The sequence below is a fragment of the Candidatus Saccharimonas sp. genome (assembly GCA_015256915.3).
Taxonomy (GTDB): Bacteria; Patescibacteriota; Saccharimonadia; order Saccharimonadales; family Saccharimonadaceae; genus Nanogingivalis.
In genome coordinates this window covers 408,097-425,030 of sequence record CP076101.2, presented here as the reverse complement: position 1 = coordinate 425,030, position 16,934 = coordinate 408,097, and the positions used below count along the sequence as shown (strand labels likewise).

Below are 16,934 nucleotides of genomic sequence, written 5' to 3'. Positions count from 1 at the left end.
TATAATGGTTATGATATGATTTTTCAACATAAAACTTTTTGGAGAGTAGCTCGAACTTTAGTAGTTATTGCTATTCTTGGTAGTGCAGCATTTTTTGTGTTATTTAATCAACACGGGATCCGTGATTATTTTGCAGCACAAAATTATAAGCCAGATTCTGAAATTTTAAAAATAGAAAATAAAATTAAACCAACCACTAATGCTAAGACAATTTTTTACGCTTCTAACCCAAAGGTTGAAGATTCAGAGAAATTTAATGAAAATTGCAAAAATCGTGAAGAAGATTCAGCAATTTTGGGGTGTTATAAGTTGGGTAAAATTCATCTTTATGATGTAAAAAACTTGAAACTTGACGGTATAAAAGAGGTAACGGCGGCTCACGAGCTTTTGCATGCAATTTGGGAGCGAATGAGCTTGAGCGAACGAGATAAGATTGGCAAACTGCTTAATGCTGAGTATGAGAGGGTTAAAGATGCAGATTTCGAAAAGTTGATGCAATCTTATGATCGGACTGAGCCTGGTGAGAGAATCAATGAGCTTCATTCCTTAATTGGTACTGAGCAGCTGGAAATCTCGAAAGAGCTTGAAGAACATTATGCTAAGTTTTTTAAAAATCGTAGAGAAATCGCTCAGATCTATCAAAGTTATAATAAAAACTTTAAAGATTTAAAGAATCGAGCAGAAGCTTTGACCGCAGAGCTTGAAAAAATGAAGTCAGAGATCGAACAATCTACGAAAAAATACTCTGAAGATTCTAGAGAATTGGAGGAAGATATTGCCGAGTTTAATAATGATGCTAAAACTGGAAAGTATGAAACTCGGGCGGAATTTAACGCTGACCGTGCAAAATTATTGCAAAGAATTCGAAATCTTGAAAATTCAAGGTTGAAAATTAATAATTTAGTGAATAGTTACAATTCGAAAATTAATGAATTTAATGAAGTTTCAGTCCAGCAAAATGAACTCTATAAAAGTATAAATTCAAATTTAAATTCACCAAGTTTATAGTTTTCAAAAAAGATTTATTGTGATAAAATATTAGTTGTGGCGAAGTTAAAAACAAAATTTGTATGTCAAAATTGTGGAGCTTCTTATCCTAAATGGTCGGGAAAATGTGAAAACTGTGGCCATTGGAATACCTTGGTTGAGCAAGTTGAAGAGGCTTTAGGAAAAAACGCAATCAGTAAAAGTGCGAAAACTGGTCGTATTTTGAATGTGCAAGATTTGAATGAAGTTATTTCTGAAAAAAAACAAGAAAGAATTTCGAGCGGTATAAGAGATCTTGATATTGTTTTGGGTGGTGGAATTTTGCCGGCAGGAGTACTTTTGATTGCGGGACAGCCTGGAATCGGAAAATCTACGCTTTTAATGCAGATTTCAGCTTTTATTGCTGGTTCGAAAAATGTTTTGTATGTTTCAGGTGAAGAATCGGCAGAGCAAGTAGCATTACGTGCAAAAAGGCTTGGTGCTTCTAAAGCCAAAAATCTTAAATTTGCTGCCTCAACTTCGGCTGATGATATCTCAGCAACAATTCGTGAGAGCGGCTTTGACCTAGTGATTATTGACTCAATTCAAACTTTGGCGATGGAAGAAATTTCGAGCGCACCAGGAACGGTTTCGCAAATTACGAATTCTTCTAATTTAATAATTCAAGCAGCAAAAAGTTCTGGAACGGCTGTTATTTTGGTTGGCCATATTACAAAAGAAGGTTCAATCGCTGGGCCAAAAACACTTGAACATCTAGTTGATGTAGTTTTAAATTTCGAAGGAGACCGATATGGTGGCTTTAAAGTTGTACGGGCGGTAAAAAATCGCTATGGTTCAACTAGTGGGGCGGCGATTTTTGAAATGGTTGATAATGGTTTGAAAATTGTCGAAAATCCTTCAGCGGCACTTTTAGCTGAGCGCCAAAATACGGATGGCTCAATAATTATGGCAACTCTAGAAGGAACTCGCCCGATTTTGGTTGAGATTCAGGCTTTAGTAACAACCTCAAATTTTGGGTATCCAAAACGGGCAGCAAGTGGATTTGATATAAATCGCCTCAATTTATTGATCGCAGTTCTTCAGCGACGAACTAAACTTGATTTAAGTGATAAAGATATTCATATAAATGTGGTTGGTGGGTTAAAACTTGACGACCGAGCAGCCGACTTGGCTGTTGCCATGGCGATCGCTTCGGCAGCTGCAAAGCGAAAACTCTCTGATGGTGTAGTAGTTTTTGGTGAAGTTGGCTTGGGCGGCGAAATTCGAACAGTGATTCAGACTGAAAGAAGAATCTCTGAAGCAAAGAAACTTGGGTTTAACAATGTTCTTGCTCCAAAAAATTCTTCGAAAGATAGCATTGTGACATCTGTTCGTGATTTGCGAGAAGCTTTAATTAAATATTTACAATAAAGGAAAGTATGGAAACATTTTTACTATTTTTAATTTTATTTATTGTTTGCGGAATTTGGTTTGATTCGAAAAATGATAAACCGTTGATTTCGAAAACAAAAAAACAAGTACTAGTTGACACATCAATTTTAATTGATGGCCGATTTTTAGCAGTAGCGAGAACTGGATTTATTAATTTTGATATTCTGATTCCGCGGAGTGTAGTCGGTGAGCTTCAAATTTTGGCGGATGGTGGCGATGATGAAAAACGAGTTCGTGCAAGATATGGCTTGGATATTATTTCAGCTCTTCAAAATGAAGAAAAAATAACTGTAAGCATTTTGGCGGATGGAAATTCTGCAGAAGAAGGGGTAGATAATCGTTTGATTTCGCTCGCCAAAAAAATGAATGCTGATATCTTAACGGCAGACTACAACTTGAATAAAGTTGCAAAAGTTGAGGGAATTGAAGTTTTAAATATTAATGAGTTGGTTCAGTCAGTTCGTGCAGACTATTTACCAGGCGAAAAAATTATGCTTGAAATTACTCAAAAAGGTAATGAGAAAAAACAAGGAATTGGGCATTTACCAGATGGTACGATGGTTGTAGTTGAAAATGGCGAAGGATTGATTGGTACGATTAGTGAAGTTGAATTTATTCGTTCGCTTCAAACTGCCGCAGGAAAGATGATGTTTGCACGACCTGCTAGTGTTAAGGTTTCGAAAGTTGAGACTCAAAAAAGTAAAGGGCGAGCACCAGTTTTAAAAAATGTAACAGGCGGAAAAAAAACGAAAGAATCTTCTAAAAAATCAAAAAATATTAAGCAGAATTCGAAAGCTAAAACTAAAACTCAAACTCGCCATCGAACTCAAAAAACGGTAGAAGATAGTTTAGTTAAGCTTGCTAATCGTGATTAACGGTTGAACTTTTAAAGTTTTTTTGCTAAAATTAAAGAATAAAAGAAAGGAAAATATGGCAGATTTTAATAAAATTTTAACTCCTGGTGATTATAAAAATGGAATTATTAATGTTGTGGTGGAAATTCCAACTGGCTCAACTCACAAAATTGAATGGAATCGTGATTTGGCTGTAATGCAACTTGATCGCGTGGAACCAAAAGCTTTTGCAAAGCCAACTAATTATGGTTTTATTCCGCAAACTTTGGATGAAGATGGCGATGAGCTTGATGTTTTACTTATTACAAATGATCCACTTACAACTGGAATTTTCCTAGAAGCACGAATCTTAGGTGTAATGAAATTCGTTGATGATGGAGAAGTTGACGACAAAATTATTGCCGTTCCCGCCGACGACCGTAACACTGGAAATGCTTATAAAACTTTGGCTGATTTACCAGAGCAACTTATTAAACAGATTGAATTTCACTTTAATCACTACAAAGATTTGAAAAAAGCTGGCACAACAAAAGTTGAGAAATTTGGCGACATAGAAGAAGCAAAAGAAGTTATTGCCGAATCGATTGTTCGCTGGAACGAAAAATAGTTATAAATAAATTGGAAACTGAGTAAAAATACTCAGTTTTTATTTAGTGAAATTCTGCTAAAAATGTAAAAGCTTTACTTTTATCAAAAAAAGTGTATAATTAATATATGGAAAAGGCAGAACTCTTGAGAATTGCAAAACCGTTTTATTCGGCGGAAGATATAAAAAGACTAGAAAAAGCGATTGAATTTGCTACCGAAAAACATAAAGGCCAAATGCGAAAATCTGGTGAAGAATATATAACGCACCCTTTGAAAGTTGCGAGTTTTTTGGTTGAATGGGGGATGGACATTGACACGATTATTGCTGGTGTTTTGCATGATGTTGTTGAAGATACTGAAACTCCCCTTGATGAAATTGCTGAAAATTTTGATGACGATATTGCGTTTTTGGTTGACGGTGTAACTAAAGTTGGTAAAGCACGTGCTGGAATGGGTGATCTTGAAACCTATCTACCTCAAACTAAAGACAACCTTTCGAAATTATTGATTGCTGTTGGGCAAGATGTGCGAGTGGTTATTATTAAGTTGGCTGATAGATTGCATAATGTTCAAACTTTGCAATATATGTCGCCCGAAAAACAGAAAAAAATCGCTCGTGAAACTTTGGATGTTTTCGCAAGAATCGCCGATCGTTTAGGAATGGGGCGAGTTCGAATGCAGATGGAAGAGCAAGCTTTTTTGTATTTAAACCCGAAAGAATATAAACGGCTTGAAAATGAAATTCGAAAGCGTCTTGGTAAAAGCACACGAAAACTAGGAAAAGTTCGAGAAGAGGTTGAACAGGAATTGAAAAAGGCTGGTTTAGATTTTGAAATTTCTGGCCGCGTAAAAAGTGTTTATTCACTTCATAAAAAATTAAAAAAGACAAAAGGTGATATTGACCGAGTTTATGATTTGATGGCTCTGCGGATTATTGTAAATTCGAAAGATGATTGCTATCGTGTTCTGGGGATTTTGCATTCGATTTATAAACCGATGATTGAACGAATCAAAGATTATATTTCAATGCCAAAGCCAAATGGCTATCAATCACTTCACACAACAGTAATTACTCCTTCGAAACTGATTGCGGAGTTTCAAATTCGAACTCGCGACATGCATGAATTTGCCGAGCGCGGTTTGGCGGCGAGTTTCCATTATCATGAACAGAAATCGAGTAAAGATTACATTTCTGGGGCTACTTCGAAAAAGCGGAGTGAAGTTAAAGGCAACGGCGGGCTTTCAAACGAATTACAGTGGATTGTTCAACTCCAAGATGTGGCGCAACGCTTAAGAGATGGTGAGGAGATTGACCCAGAGCAGCTTCAGATTGATATTTTTGGTGATAGAATTTTTGTTTATTCACCAAAAGGTGATATTTATAATCTACCAGAAGGCGCATTGCCGCTTGATTTTGCCTATATGGTACATAGCGATATCGGTAAACATGCTTATGCTTTTCGGGTTAATGAGAAAATTCACGCTTTCGATAAGCCGCTTGAAAAAGGTGATGTTGTCGAGGTTTTGACGCGAAAAAATTCTGAGCCAAAAATTGATTGGTTGGAATTAGTTAAAACTTCGCACGCAAGGATTAAGCTTCGTTCACAACTTCGCCAAAGGGGTGATTTAGAGCCGATTAAAAATGCAGAGGCAATTAAAGCAAGAAAATCCAACGAGAAATAGAAAAAATAAAAAGACATTCAGGCGAATGTCTTTTTTGCTAAAGATTTTTACTTATTTTTTTCTTCAAGTTTTATTATTTTATCTCTATTACTATGTACTTCAACCATTGTATTCCAATAATTTTCTTCAGAGCCTTTGTAGTGCCAAATAAATAATCCAGTTAATATAGTTAACCATATAAAAGCTAACATTATTGATGAAATAATTACAATATCTTTTTTACTTTGTGGCTTTTTCATATATTCTCCTTTATGTTAAAATGAGTAATTTTAAGTCTTACTCAGGACTATTTTGTTAGGAGCGAGGAAGAACCGTTCTCCAGCCGTAATGACCTCCCTGATTTACCCATATTGGTATATTGTCGCCTTGCCGATATGTCCAGTTGAAACCACGGGCATTTATAGCCCATGATTGAAGTGTGCCATTTACACCTACATCGGCTTTCCATTTTTTACCTTGAGTGTCATATCTCCACTCATATTGGTTTCCAAACTTATGACGCCAATAAGCCCAGCCAGACCTACCACCCTCAACATGAACCCACATACCGGTCATTTTGTTGCCTTCTTGCATATAGACGGTTCCACTTGAGGCATGAACTTCTTTGGTTGAGGAAAAAGCTAAAACTCCAGCAACACCTGCTGCAATTAAGCTATAAGCTACGGTTTTCTTAAGATCCATTTTTGAATCCTCCTTGAAATGTACTATTTGTTGATTTTTTATATCAACAAAACAATGCTAGCATAAGCTTAATCAAAAGTCAACGATTTTAAATCTGGATTTTTGAAAGCGTTTATGCTAAAATAGTTGTAGGAAATTTAATAAAAAAGGAGACGAAATGTCTAAAAAAATTGCAATTAATGGATTTGGGCGAATTGGTCGCAATGCTTTTAAATTAGCTTTCGAAAGAGATGATATTGAAGTTGTTGCTATCAACGATTTAACAGATACAAAAACCCTAGCTCATCTCTTAAAACATGACTCAACTTATGGAACTTATCATCATGACGTTTCTTATGATGATAATTCGATTTTTGTTGCCGGAAAACAAATTCGTGTTTTAGCGGAAAAAGACCCAGCACTTTTGCCTTGGGGAGAATTTGGTGTTGATGTTGTTATTGAAGCCACCGGATTATTTGTTCAACCAGAAAAAGCTCGAGCGCATATTAATGCCGGCGCTAAAAAAGTTGTAATTTCAGCTCCTGCAAAAGGTGAAGGTGCAAAGTTTATTGTGCTTGGCGTGAACGAACATGAGCTCACTCGTGAAGATGATATTATTTCGAATGCAAGCTGTACGACAAACTGTATTGCTCCTGTTATGGCAATTCTTGAACGAGAATTTGGAATTGAAAAATCTTTGATGACAACAGTTCATTCTTATACTGCAAGCCAGCGAATTCTAGATGCTCCTGCAAAAGATTTGCGAGAAGCTCGTTCTGCGGCCGAGAATATTGTTCCAACAACGACTGGTGCTGCTATTGCAACCGCAAAAGTTATTCCTTCTTTAGTTGGTAAATTTGATGGTCTTTCTGTGCGTGTTCCGACTGCGGTAGTTTCGTTAAGCGATATTACTGCTGTTTTGAAAAGAAATACCACGAAAGAAGAAATTAATGAAGTATTTAAGCGTGCTGCGGCTGATCCTTTTTATCAAGGTATTTTAACTGTGACTGAAGAACCGCTCGTATCTACAGATTTTAAAGGAAATTCTCACAGCTCTATTGTTGACCTTGAACTAACTAATGTTGTTGGTGGAAATTTGGTTAAAATTGTTGCTTGGTATGATAACGAATGGGGATATTCTAACAGATTGGTAGAAATTGTTGCAGATGTTGCAGCTAATATTTAAGGAGCGAAATGAAGATTTTTCTTGGCGCAGACCATAGAGGTTTTTACTTAAAAGAGAAAGTTTTTAAATACTTAAAAGAGGGCGGATACGATGTTGAAGATATTGGTGGTTTTGAATATGACCCAAATGATGATTTTCCTGAATTCGCTCGCGTAGCGGTTTCGAAAATACGAGCCAATGAAAAATATGATCCAAGAGCGATTTTGATTTGTGGTGGCGCTCAAGGAATGGGAATGGCTGCAAATCGTTTTAAAGGTATTCGTGCATCTGTTGTTTGGGAACCAGAAGAAGCTAAGTGGACCCGCAATGACAATGACAGTAATATAATTTGTTTACCGGCCCGCGTTTTCGATAAAGATGAAGCTGAAGCTAAGTGGAAAGAAACAGTTGATGTTTGGTTGAAAACTCCATTTGCAGCTGCTCCAAGATTTGTAAGAAGAAATAAACAGATTGATGAGGTATAGATGTCAATAATAGTACCAGCAATTTTAGCAACTAATCCAGATGAATATAAAGCTCAAGTTGAGGCAATTTTTCCTTTTGCAGAAAGAGTTCATATTGATGTAACGGATGGTAATTTTGCTCCTAATTTAACATTGTCCGAAACGCAAATTTGGTGGCCTCAAGAATGGAAGGTTGATATTCATATGATGGTTGCTCGCCCAAGCGAACATATTGATACAATTATTCAGCTTAATCCAAATATGGTAATTTTTCATGCTGAAGTTGAGGAAGATTTGGTGCCAATTTTCGAAAGGCTTAAAAATGAAACGATGATTAAACCTGGTTTAGCTTTGCTTCGTTCAACTGTTCCAGAAACTGTCGCGCCCGCAATTCAGGCAGCTGAGCATATCTTGATTTTTAGCGGAAATTTGGGCGAAATGGGTGGTCGTGCAAGTATGATGCAACTAGAGAAAATTCGCTTAATTAAAGAGATTAATAGTAATGTTGAGATTGGATGGGATGGCGGAGCTAATCTTTCGAATGTTTTCAATTTAACACAATCTGGTGTTGATGTTGTAAATGTTGGATCAGCAATTATGAATTCACAAAATCCTGAACAAAGCTATAAACAGATGGAAGCCGAGATTAACCGAAAAGGGGCAATTTAAAAGTGAATTTGCCAAAAATTCTATCAATTGGAGCGGCTACTCAGGATGTTTTTTTGAGTAATTCGCCTGAATTTCGTTTGATTTCAATGGCGGAAAACCAAGATGTAGTTGAATTCCAGCTTGGTTCAAAAATTGATATTCAAAATATTGATATTTCGAGTGGTGGTGGCGCTACTAATGCTGCAACAACTTTTGCGAGGCAAGGTTTGATTTCAAGTTTTATGGGTGTGGTTGGAGAGGATTCTTCGGGCGAACAAATTTTAAAAATGCTTGATGAAGAATCTATTGACACTTCGCGTGTTGAATTTTCGAAAAGATTTAATACAGACTATTCAACTATTATTTTAGCGCCAAATGGTGAACGAACAATTTTAACTTATCGTGGTGCCTCGGAACATATTTACGCTGAAAATTTTGAACTAAAATATGGTGAATTCGATTGGGTTTATGTTTCGAACTTATCTGGCAGATTTGATGCACTCCTAAAAATTTTTAAAGAAGCTATAAAAAAAGGCGCAAGAATAGCATGGAACCCTGGCAAGAAAGAACTCCAAGAGCCTGAAAAAGTTCGAACTTTACTTCAAGATGTCGAAGTTTTAATTGTAAACAAAGAGGAAGCAAGTTTAATTTTTGAGGGAGTTTCTGCTGAAGAGCTGGTTCGAAATGCTTGTAGTTTTGTGGAAGTTGCAATTTTAACAGATGGAGCGAATGGTGTTTGGGCAGCTTCTGATGGCAAAATTATTCGTGCTGGAATGTATGAAGACGTACCGTCAATAGATAGGACTGGTGCTGGTGATGCGTTTGGTTCAGGCTTTGTGAGCCAGTGGGCTCAGGGCGCTGATATTAAAGAAAGTATTTTATTCGCTAGTGCAAATTCAACATCAGTAATTCAATACATGGGCGCAAAAAAAGGGATTTTGTATAAAAATACCAAGCTTCATTCAATGCCAATGCAGGAGATTCGGTTATGAGAAGTTATAAACTCTCGGAATTACTCGGATTGAGTGGTGCTTATGCAAGAAAATTTGATTTTGGTGTTTCGAAAATGGAAGCTAAAAAACCAGAATTAAAGAGTGTTTCAGCTCAAATTATGGCGGAGTTGTATCGAAAATCACATAATATTGAGAAAAGGCTGGGGTTTTCTGGTGATAGTATTTTGATGATTGAAGCTTTTTCGGCTTTAGTTAATCATCTGAATGATGAAGAATTTTGGGCTGAATTTGGCAATGCAATATTTTTCGCGGAAGATGGTTTGGTTTCAGCAAACAAAAAAGATGTTGAAAAAAATAAAAGAATAATGAATTTGGCTGGACATTCAAAAACTTTTTTCGAAAAAGAATTAAAACAACAAATTCTTGAAAAATATCAGCAGGAATTTTCAAATTATTCAATCAAGCAAATAGAAGAAAAATTATTTTAAAAGGAGAAAAATGAGATATCAAATTTGTGTTTCGGGAGCGGCAACGGGTGATAGTGTTTTAGCTTCACGAGATTTAGCTTTTAGGCTCGGGCAAGAAATTGTTCGGCAGGGGAAAATTCTAACAACTGGTGCAACGGTTGGCCTACCGCACCACGCAGCTTTGGGCGCAGTGAGCGTTAAGGGGCGAACGGGATTAAGTATTGGTTTTTCGCCGGCTTCAAGTTTTCGGCAGCATGTAAATACTTATAAATTACCGTTTAAGCCTTTTGATTATATTAATTTTACGGGAATGAGTTATGTTGGGCGTGATACACATTTGGTTCTTTCGAGTGATGCGGTGATTACGGTTGGTGGTCGAATGGGCTCGCTTCATGAACTTGCGACTGCTTTAGAATCTCGCAAGGTTTGTGGTGTTTTGCTCGGAAGCACTGCTTTAGCAGATTATGTTCCAACACTTCTTCAAAATGTTGAAGCGCCAGGAACGAAAGATATCATTTATGATAATAACCCGGAACGGCTCGTTCGAAAAGTGATTGCACGACTAGATGAAAAAAATGCAGATTTTATTGCACCACAAGATGATGAACATCTTTCAGAAAAACGTGCTGGAAATGGATAAGGCCAACCGCTCAATTTGGGCGGTTTTGCTTTTTAACAAAATATGTTATAAAATAGAAATAATGAAATATCGCGAGTTTAAATTAAAATCAAAATATCATCCCACTGGAGATCAGCCCCAAGCAATTTCGCAATTAGTTGACGGTTTGAAAAAAGGTGAGCGTGAGCAAACTTTGCTTGGTGTGACTGGTTCGGGTAAAACTTTTACAATGGCGAATATTATTCAAGCAGTTCAAAAGCCGACTTTAATTTTGGCGCATAATAAAACTCTTGCCGCACAGCTTTACAGTGAATTTAAAAAGTTTTTTCCTGAAAATGAAGTTCATTATTTTGTGAGCTATTTTGATTATTATCAGCCCGAAGCTTATATTGCCAGCACAGATACATACATCGAGAAAGATTCGCGAATTAATGAAGAAATCGAGAAACTTAGGCACGCCGCAACCGAGGCGCTTTTAACTCGAAGTGACACAATTATTGTTTCGAGTGTGAGCTGTATTTATGGTATCGGTTCGCCGGCGAGTTATATGCAAATGGCGCTTCATATTAAGCCTGGAATGCGATATAACCGAGAGAAGTTTTTGCGACATCTAAAAGATATTCAATATGAGCGAAATGATGTAGATTTTGCACGTGGAACTTTTCGGGTTCGTGGCGATACGGTTGATATTTTTACGGCTGGCTCAGATCTGGCAGTGCGAGTGGAATTTTTCGGCGATGAAATTGACCGCTTAATTATATTGAATCCACTTACGGGCGAAATTCTAGAAAAGCCACAGTTTTTTGATATTTTCCCAAATTCACATTATGCTACACCAAAGGAAATTATTGAGAGTGCAATTCCGCAAATTGAGAAGGAATTTTATGCACGCCATGAATATTTCGAAAAAAATAAGAAGTTTTTGGAAGCTCAACGCCTAACACAGCGCACTAAATATGATCTTGAAATGCTCCGTGAAACTGGTTTTGTTAAAGGTATTGAAAATTACACGCGTTATTTAACTGAGCGTTCAGCTGGTGAGCAGCCGGCAACTTTGCTTGATTATTTTCCTGATGATTTTTTGCTTTTAGTTGATGAATCTCATATGACTTTACCACAAGTTCGTGGAATGTTTAATGGTGACCGTGCTCGCAAAACAGTTTTAGTGGATAATGGCTTTCGTTTACCGTCAGCACTAGACAATCGGCCGCTAACTTTCGAAGAATTCTATAAACATATCAATCAGGCGATTTATGTTTCAGCAACTCCTGGTGATTTTGAACTCGAACATTCGCCAAAACCAGCTCAGCAGGTAATTCGCCCAACAGGTTTGCTTGATCCTAAAATTGAAGTTCGAAAAATTGAAGGTCAAGTTGATGATTTGATGGAAGAAATTCGAAAGCGAATTCAGAAGAACCAGCGTGTTTTAGTAACAACTTTAACCAAGCGAATGGCTGAAGATTTGAGCGGATTTTTAGAAGAAAATGGTGTGAAAACAGCATATATTCATAGCGAAATTGACACGTTGGAGCGTGGTGATATTTTGCGTGATTTGCGCAGCGGCGTTTATGATGTTTTGGTAGGAATTAATCTTTTGCGTGAAGGGCTGGACTTGCCAGAAGTTTCATTGGTAGCAATTATGGATGCTGATAAAGAAGGTTTTTTGCGTTCAGAAAGTGCGTTGATTCAAACAATTGGGCGGGCAGCTCGGCACGAAGACGGCAATGTGATTATGTATGCTGATAAAATTACACGCTCAATGAAGATCGCAATTGATGAAACAAATCGGCGGCGAGAAATTCAACAAGAATATAATTTCAAAAATGGAATTACGCCAAAAAGTGTGGCTAGTGAGATTGGTGAAGGTTTGCGTGCGATCATTCCGCAAAAAGATAAAAAACCAAAATTGGATTTAAGGAAAATTCCTCGTGAAGAGTGGGAAAATTTGGTGCGAGATTTAACAAATCAAATGAATCTTGCTAGCGCGAATTTGCTTTTTGAGGAGGCGGCGGATTTGCGAGATCAGATTGCGGATATTCGGAAAAAGATGGTGAAATAGGAGATTCATGAAATTTATTAGCAAAAAAGACAAGAGTTTCCTTAAGATAGTTGTAGTTATTCTGTTTGTTGTTTGGAATTTAATTCTTTCGACTGAAGTAATTTTTCTTCACCAAAGAATTAATAACGATATTAAGAGTTCGGGTGAAATTAATGTAAATCAAATGAATTTAATAAACGAGCTAAATCAACGAATCGAAAAACTTAAGAAAAAATAAACTTAGAGACTTCCAGTTTTTGGGAGTTTTTACTTTAAAAATTTTTCGAAAAGTGATATACTTAAGTGTATGGAAAAAATATCAAAAGACGAAGTTAAACACTTGGCGGAGCTTTCTAGTATTTCGCTAAGTGAAGAAGAAATTTCGAATCTTCAAACTGATTTGGGAAATATTGTTGAATATATTGAGCAACTTAGCCAATTAAATACAGATGGCGTTAAACCAACTTATTCGGTTTCGAAAAATCAAAATGTTTGGCGAGAAGATGAAATTGATGATTATGGTGTAAAACGAGATGAGCTTTTAAAGTTGGCGGGTGAGAATGTTGAAGATAATCAGGTAAAAGTCCCAAAGGTTTTGTAGGAGAATTATGACGAATATTTTTGAAATTAGAGAACAAGTTCTATCTGGAAAGAAGACTGCAGTTGATTTTGTTAAAGAAGCTATTTCGAAGGCAAAAAATACTGAAAAATTCAATGCTTTTACGAGCTTGACCGAAGAGCGAGCTTTAGCACGAGCGCAAGAAATTGATGATAAGATTTCAAAAGGTAAAGAAGTTGGTGAGCTTGCAGGTGTTCCTTTTGTGGCGAAGGATAATTTTTTGGTGTTTGGTTCACCTTCGACGGCTTCGAGTAAAATGTTGAAAGATTTCGAAACACCAATTCAGGCTACTGCGATTGAAAAACTTGAAAAAGCTGGTGCGATTTGTATTGGAAAATCAAACTTAGACGCTTTTGCTCACGGTGGATCGACCGAGAACTCAGCTTTTGGTGTAACTAAAAACTCAATTGATGAAACTCGAGTTGCAGGTGGTTCATCTGGTGGTTCGGCGGTAATTACGGCTCTTAACATCGTGCCTTTTGCGCTTGGAACTGATACTGGCGGTTCAATTCGTCAGCCGGCAAGCTTTAACGGTGTATATGGTATAAAGCCAACTTATGGTACGGTTTCACGATTTGGTGTAGTAGCAATGGCTTCTTCAACTGATACGGTTGGTGTTTTTGCAAAAACTGCTAAAGAAAGTGACCTTGTAATGCGCATTATGGCTGGTCTTGACGCGCGTGATGCAATGACTTTGCCTGATTTTTGGCAAGAAGAGCAAGTTTCAAAAAAGGCAAAAATTGGAGTAGTTAAAGAATTCCTTAGTGAAGGGGTTGACTCGGAAGTTCGAAAAATAACTGAAGATTATATTGATAAAATGCGAAAAGCTGGGCACGAGATTGTGGAGGTTTCTCTACCGATGAGTAAGTATTCGCTCGCTATCTATTATATTATTGTTCCAGCTGAGGTTTCTTCAAACTTAGCGCGATATGATGGAATTCGCTATGGCTTACGTTCAGAAAATGCTCAAGACTTGGGTGAGGTTTTTGGTAAGTCTCGCGATGAAGGTTTTGAAGCTGAAAATAAACGCCGAATCATGATTGGCTCATATGTTTTGTCAAGTGGATTTTATGATGCTTATTATTTGAAAGCACAAAAAGCTCGCACTCTTTTGATCGACGAATTTAATAAGCTTTTCGAAGAAGTTGATTTTTTGGTTGGCCCTGTTGCGCCAACCCCTGCGTTTAAAATTGGTGAAAATGCTCATGACCCAGTAAAAATGTATCTAGCTGATATCTTGAGCGTACCAGCTTCACTTGCTGGACTTCCTGCTGTTTCTGTTCCGGCTGGTAAAACTGAAAATGGTCTACCTGTTGGTGTGCAAATTATTGGAAAGATGAAATCGGACGCAAAAATTCTGGCTTTGGCTGACGAATTGGAGAAAAACTAATGGATCTAGTCATTCTTTCGGTTTCTATTTTGATTTGCGCTGGTCTTTTGTTTTTCTTTATCGGAATTACAAAAACTGAAAAAATACAACTTGATAAATTAAAGTTTCAGGGTGATTGGCTAAAAATAGAAAATTCGATTAAAAAAGATGAACCTGCAACTTGGCACTTGGCTTTAATTAATGCCGATAAACTTGTTGATACGGCGATGCGGGAGCTTCAAATTTCTGGTCAAACGATGGGCGAGCGGCTGAAAAATTCGAAAGATAAATTTTCAAGCCCGAATTCAATTTGGCACGCCCACAAACTTCGAAATGTAGTCGCTCATGAGAATGACGCACAAATTAATTTCGACCAAACTCGCCGAGCGATGAATAGTTTTAAACAAGCTTTGAAAGATTTAGGAGCAATTTAATGGAAGATATTTTTAAAAAATATGAAATGACAATTGGGATTGAATGTCATGTTCAGCTAAAAACTAAAACCAAGCTTTTTAGTGGAAGTGATAACGATTCACGAGAAAAATTACCAAATGAAGCAACTTCGCCAATTGATTTTGGTTTGCCTGGAATGTTGCCAGTTTTAAATAAAGAGGCGGTCCGTCTAGCCGTACGAGCTGGAAAAGCGCTGAACGCAAAAATTGCCAATGTGAGTCGTTTTGATCGAAAACACTATTTTTATCCAGACCTACCAAAAGGTTATCAAACTTCACAGCTTTATCAGCCGATTATTGGTGAGGGTGAGATTATTGCACCACTTCCTAGCGGCGGTGAAGTAAAAGTTCGAATTGAGCATGCTCATCTCGAAGAAGATGCTGGAAAACTCACTCATTTTGGTGATCATTCTTTAGTTGATTTGAATCGAGCCGGAACACCTCTAATCGAAATTGTGTCAATGCCTGATATTCATTCGGCTGAAGAGGCGCGCGCTTATGCTGAAGAGCTTCATAAGCGAATGGTTTTTGCAGATGTTACAAATGGTGATTTATATCAAGGGAATATGCGTTTTGATGTGAATATCTCAGCGCGAAAAATCGGTGATGAAAAGCTTGGAACGCGAACTGAAATTAAGAATTTAAATAGTTTTCGAAGTGTTGAACGAGCGGCTCAATATGAATTTGAACGCCAAGTGAGATTGCTTGAAAAAGGTGAAAAAATTAAGCAGGAGACTCGTGGTTGGATTGACGACGAGCAAAAAACAGTTTCGCAACGAAGCAAAGAAGAGGCTCAAGATTACCGATATATGCCTGATCCAGATATTCCACCGATTGTTTTGAATGATGAAGAAATTTTGAAAATGCAAGCACAATTTCCAATTATGCCAGATTATTTCCGTGAAAAATTTAGTGTTTTCGAGCTTGATAGCTCTGTGGTTGAGTACGCCTTGAGCGATTATCGAATCGCTGAACTACTCCTTGCAACTTGGGGTGATGGTCCTTGGGAAAAATCTCAAATTGAACTCTATAATTCTGCAGAAATCGAGGGCTACACTCTTGAAGAGCATAAAGAAAACATGAAGCGAATTTTCAACTGGTTTGCTTCAACTCCAAGCGAAGAGCTTGATTTAGAGAAACTCTACAAAGGTTATCTTGGTCCTCGTAGACTAGCTCTTCTCGCTCATTTGGTTCATGAGAAAAAAGTTAGTTCAAATGGCGGTCATCAAATTTTCTTGGCGATGTTTGATGATGATAATTTAGGATTCATGCCAGAAAAAATCGCTGAGAATATGAATCTTCTCCAAGTTTCTGATGAAGGCGAAATTGCGAAAATTGTTGATGAAGTAATGAGTGATGTGGCTTCGCAAAAAGCGATTGAGGATATTCGAAGTGGCAACGATAAAGCAATTGGCTTTTTGGTTGGTCAGATTATGAAAAAATCGCAAGGTAAGGCAAATCCGGCTTTGGCGCAAAAATTGATTCGCGAAAGGTTGTAAGTGGAAGAAAAGTTTGAATTTCAAGCTAATTTTAATGGCGATAAAAATATTTCTGGTAGTTTGATTTTTTCAGCTAGCGGGGTAGAATTCTATGAAGATTTCGCACTGTCTCGTCCGCTTGAATTTCATTTGAATGCTACCGAAATTGCATCAATTGATTTTATTGATGCTGCTGACGAAGTTTATCAGCCGGGAATTTTTCGAATTCTATTTTTAGGGATGTTAGCTTTTGGTCGCCCAAAAAATTGGCAGAAAAAATCTTGTCGAATTGAGATTGAAATGCTCGATGGAAATCTCTATTATTTTACTATAAATGGATATTCTTCATTGGATATTCGAACTCAAGTAAACAAGATTGTGTCGGGATATTTTTAGATTTTTTCAAAAAACTATTGACATAAGAATTATTTTATGGTAAAATACAAAATAGATTTGAAT

General features: G+C 37.1%; 20 protein-coding genes. 18 read left to right on the top strand and 2 right to left on the bottom strand.

The features are described from left to right. The first annotated feature begins 15 nt into the window (after window positions 1–15). The 5 genes from HXL38_002180 (at window position 16) to HXL38_002160 (ending at window position 5,543) form a co-directional block, all read left to right on the top strand. On the top strand, window positions 16–1,008 hold the full coding sequence (locus HXL38_002180) for a hypothetical protein (protein QWB90784.1): 993 nt from the start codon (window positions 16–18) through the stop codon (window positions 1,006–1,008). 27 nt (window positions 1,009–1,035) lie between these two features. Continuing rightward, entirely contained in the window at window positions 1,036–2,397 is a 1,362-nt protein-coding gene (gene radA, locus HXL38_002175; GenBank protein QWB91282.1) for a DNA repair protein RadA, read from the top strand. An 8-nt stretch (window positions 2,398–2,405) separates the two neighbouring features. Next, a complete protein-coding gene (locus HXL38_002170) occupies window positions 2,406–3,293 on the top strand; it encodes a hypothetical protein (GenBank protein ID QWB90783.2) in 888 nt (295 codons plus the stop codon). Window positions 3,294–3,348: 55 nt separating this feature from the next. After that, window positions 3,349–3,879 carry an inorganic diphosphatase gene (locus tag HXL38_002165; GenBank protein QWB90782.2) on the top strand — a complete coding sequence of 177 codons (531 nt, stop codon included), beginning with the start codon at window positions 3,349–3,351 and terminating at the stop codon, window positions 3,877–3,879. Window positions 3,880–3,986: 107 nt separating this feature from the next. Next, window positions 3,987–5,543 carry a RelA/SpoT family protein gene (locus HXL38_002160; GenBank protein ID QWB90781.2) on the top strand — a complete coding sequence of 519 codons (1,557 nt, stop codon included), beginning with the start codon at window positions 3,987–3,989 and terminating at the stop codon, window positions 5,541–5,543. A gap of 47 nt (window positions 5,544–5,590) precedes the next feature. Here the strand turns inward: HXL38_002160 and HXL38_002155 are convergent, their stop codons facing one another. After that, the gene (locus HXL38_002155; protein QWB90780.1) at window positions 5,591–5,782 is read right to left on the bottom strand and encodes a hypothetical protein; all 192 of its coding nucleotides are present in this window, start codon (window positions 5,780–5,782) and stop codon (window positions 5,591–5,593) included. Between the two features lie 55 nt (window positions 5,783–5,837). Continuing rightward, window positions 5,838–6,224, bottom strand: coding sequence for a hypothetical protein (locus tag HXL38_002150; protein ID QWB90779.1), 387 nt, complete (start codon window positions 6,222–6,224; stop codon window positions 5,838–5,840). 157 nt (window positions 6,225–6,381) lie between these two features. On the opposite strand from HXL38_002150, the gene gap reads away from it, so the two are divergent. The 13 genes from gap (at window position 6,382) to HXL38_002085 (ending at window position 16,871) form a co-directional block, all read left to right on the top strand. Continuing rightward, on the top strand, window positions 6,382–7,389 hold the full coding sequence (gap, locus tag HXL38_002145) for a type I glyceraldehyde-3-phosphate dehydrogenase (GenBank protein QWB90778.1): 1,008 nt from the start codon (window positions 6,382–6,384) through the stop codon (window positions 7,387–7,389). 8 nt (window positions 7,390–7,397) lie between these two features. Next, complete coding sequence (locus HXL38_002140; GenBank protein ID QWB90777.1) at window positions 7,398–7,853, top strand: RpiB/LacA/LacB family sugar-phosphate isomerase; 456 nt, start codon at window positions 7,398–7,400, stop codon at window positions 7,851–7,853. Next, window positions 7,854–8,501 carry a hypothetical protein gene (locus HXL38_002135; GenBank protein ID QWB90776.1) on the top strand — a complete coding sequence of 216 codons (648 nt, stop codon included), beginning with the start codon at window positions 7,854–7,856 and terminating at the stop codon, window positions 8,499–8,501. Between the two features lie 2 nt (window positions 8,502–8,503). Continuing rightward, entirely contained in the window at window positions 8,504–9,472 is a 969-nt protein-coding gene (locus HXL38_002130) for a carbohydrate kinase family protein (protein ID QWB90775.1), read from the top strand. Further along, the gene (locus tag HXL38_002125) at window positions 9,469–9,921 is read left to right on the top strand and encodes a hypothetical protein (protein QWB90774.1); all 453 of its coding nucleotides are present in this window, start codon (window positions 9,469–9,471) and stop codon (window positions 9,919–9,921) included. Before HXL38_002130 ends, HXL38_002125 begins: the two co-directional genes overlap by 4 nt. Window positions 9,922–9,931: 10 nt before the next feature. Then, window positions 9,932–10,540 (top strand): hypothetical protein, encoded by a 609-nt coding sequence (locus HXL38_002120; GenBank protein QWB90773.1) that lies wholly within the window; start codon window positions 9,932–9,934, stop codon window positions 10,538–10,540. Window positions 10,541–10,601: 61 nt separating this feature from the next. After that, the gene (gene uvrB / locus HXL38_002115; protein ID QWB91281.2) at window positions 10,602–12,578 is read left to right on the top strand and encodes an excinuclease ABC subunit UvrB; all 1,977 of its coding nucleotides are present in this window, start codon (window positions 10,602–10,604) and stop codon (window positions 12,576–12,578) included. A gap of 7 nt (window positions 12,579–12,585) precedes the next feature. Continuing rightward, on the top strand, window positions 12,586–12,795 hold the full coding sequence (locus HXL38_002110; GenBank protein QWB90772.1) for a hypothetical protein: 210 nt from the start codon (window positions 12,586–12,588) through the stop codon (window positions 12,793–12,795). Window positions 12,796–12,864: 69 nt separating this feature from the next. Then, window positions 12,865–13,158, top strand: coding sequence for an Asp-tRNA(Asn)/Glu-tRNA(Gln) amidotransferase subunit GatC (gene gatC / locus HXL38_002105; protein QWB90771.1), 294 nt, complete (start codon window positions 12,865–12,867; stop codon window positions 13,156–13,158). Between the two features lie 7 nt (window positions 13,159–13,165). Further along, the gene (gene gatA, locus HXL38_002100; GenBank protein QWB90770.1) at window positions 13,166–14,566 is read left to right on the top strand and encodes an Asp-tRNA(Asn)/Glu-tRNA(Gln) amidotransferase subunit GatA; all 1,401 of its coding nucleotides are present in this window, start codon (window positions 13,166–13,168) and stop codon (window positions 14,564–14,566) included. Beyond that, the gene (locus HXL38_002095) at window positions 14,566–14,979 is read left to right on the top strand and encodes a hypothetical protein (GenBank protein QWB90769.2); all 414 of its coding nucleotides are present in this window, start codon (window positions 14,566–14,568) and stop codon (window positions 14,977–14,979) included. The genes gatA and HXL38_002095 overlap by 1 nt, the downstream gene beginning before the upstream one ends. After that, the gene (gatB, locus tag HXL38_002090; GenBank protein QWB90768.2) at window positions 14,979–16,496 is read left to right on the top strand and encodes an Asp-tRNA(Asn)/Glu-tRNA(Gln) amidotransferase subunit GatB; all 1,518 of its coding nucleotides are present in this window, start codon (window positions 14,979–14,981) and stop codon (window positions 16,494–16,496) included. Before HXL38_002095 ends, gatB begins: the two co-directional genes overlap by 1 nt. Next, entirely contained in the window at window positions 16,497–16,871 is a 375-nt protein-coding gene (locus tag HXL38_002085) for a hypothetical protein (protein QWB90767.1), read from the top strand. The last annotated feature ends 63 nt before the right edge of the window (window positions 16,872–16,934 follow it).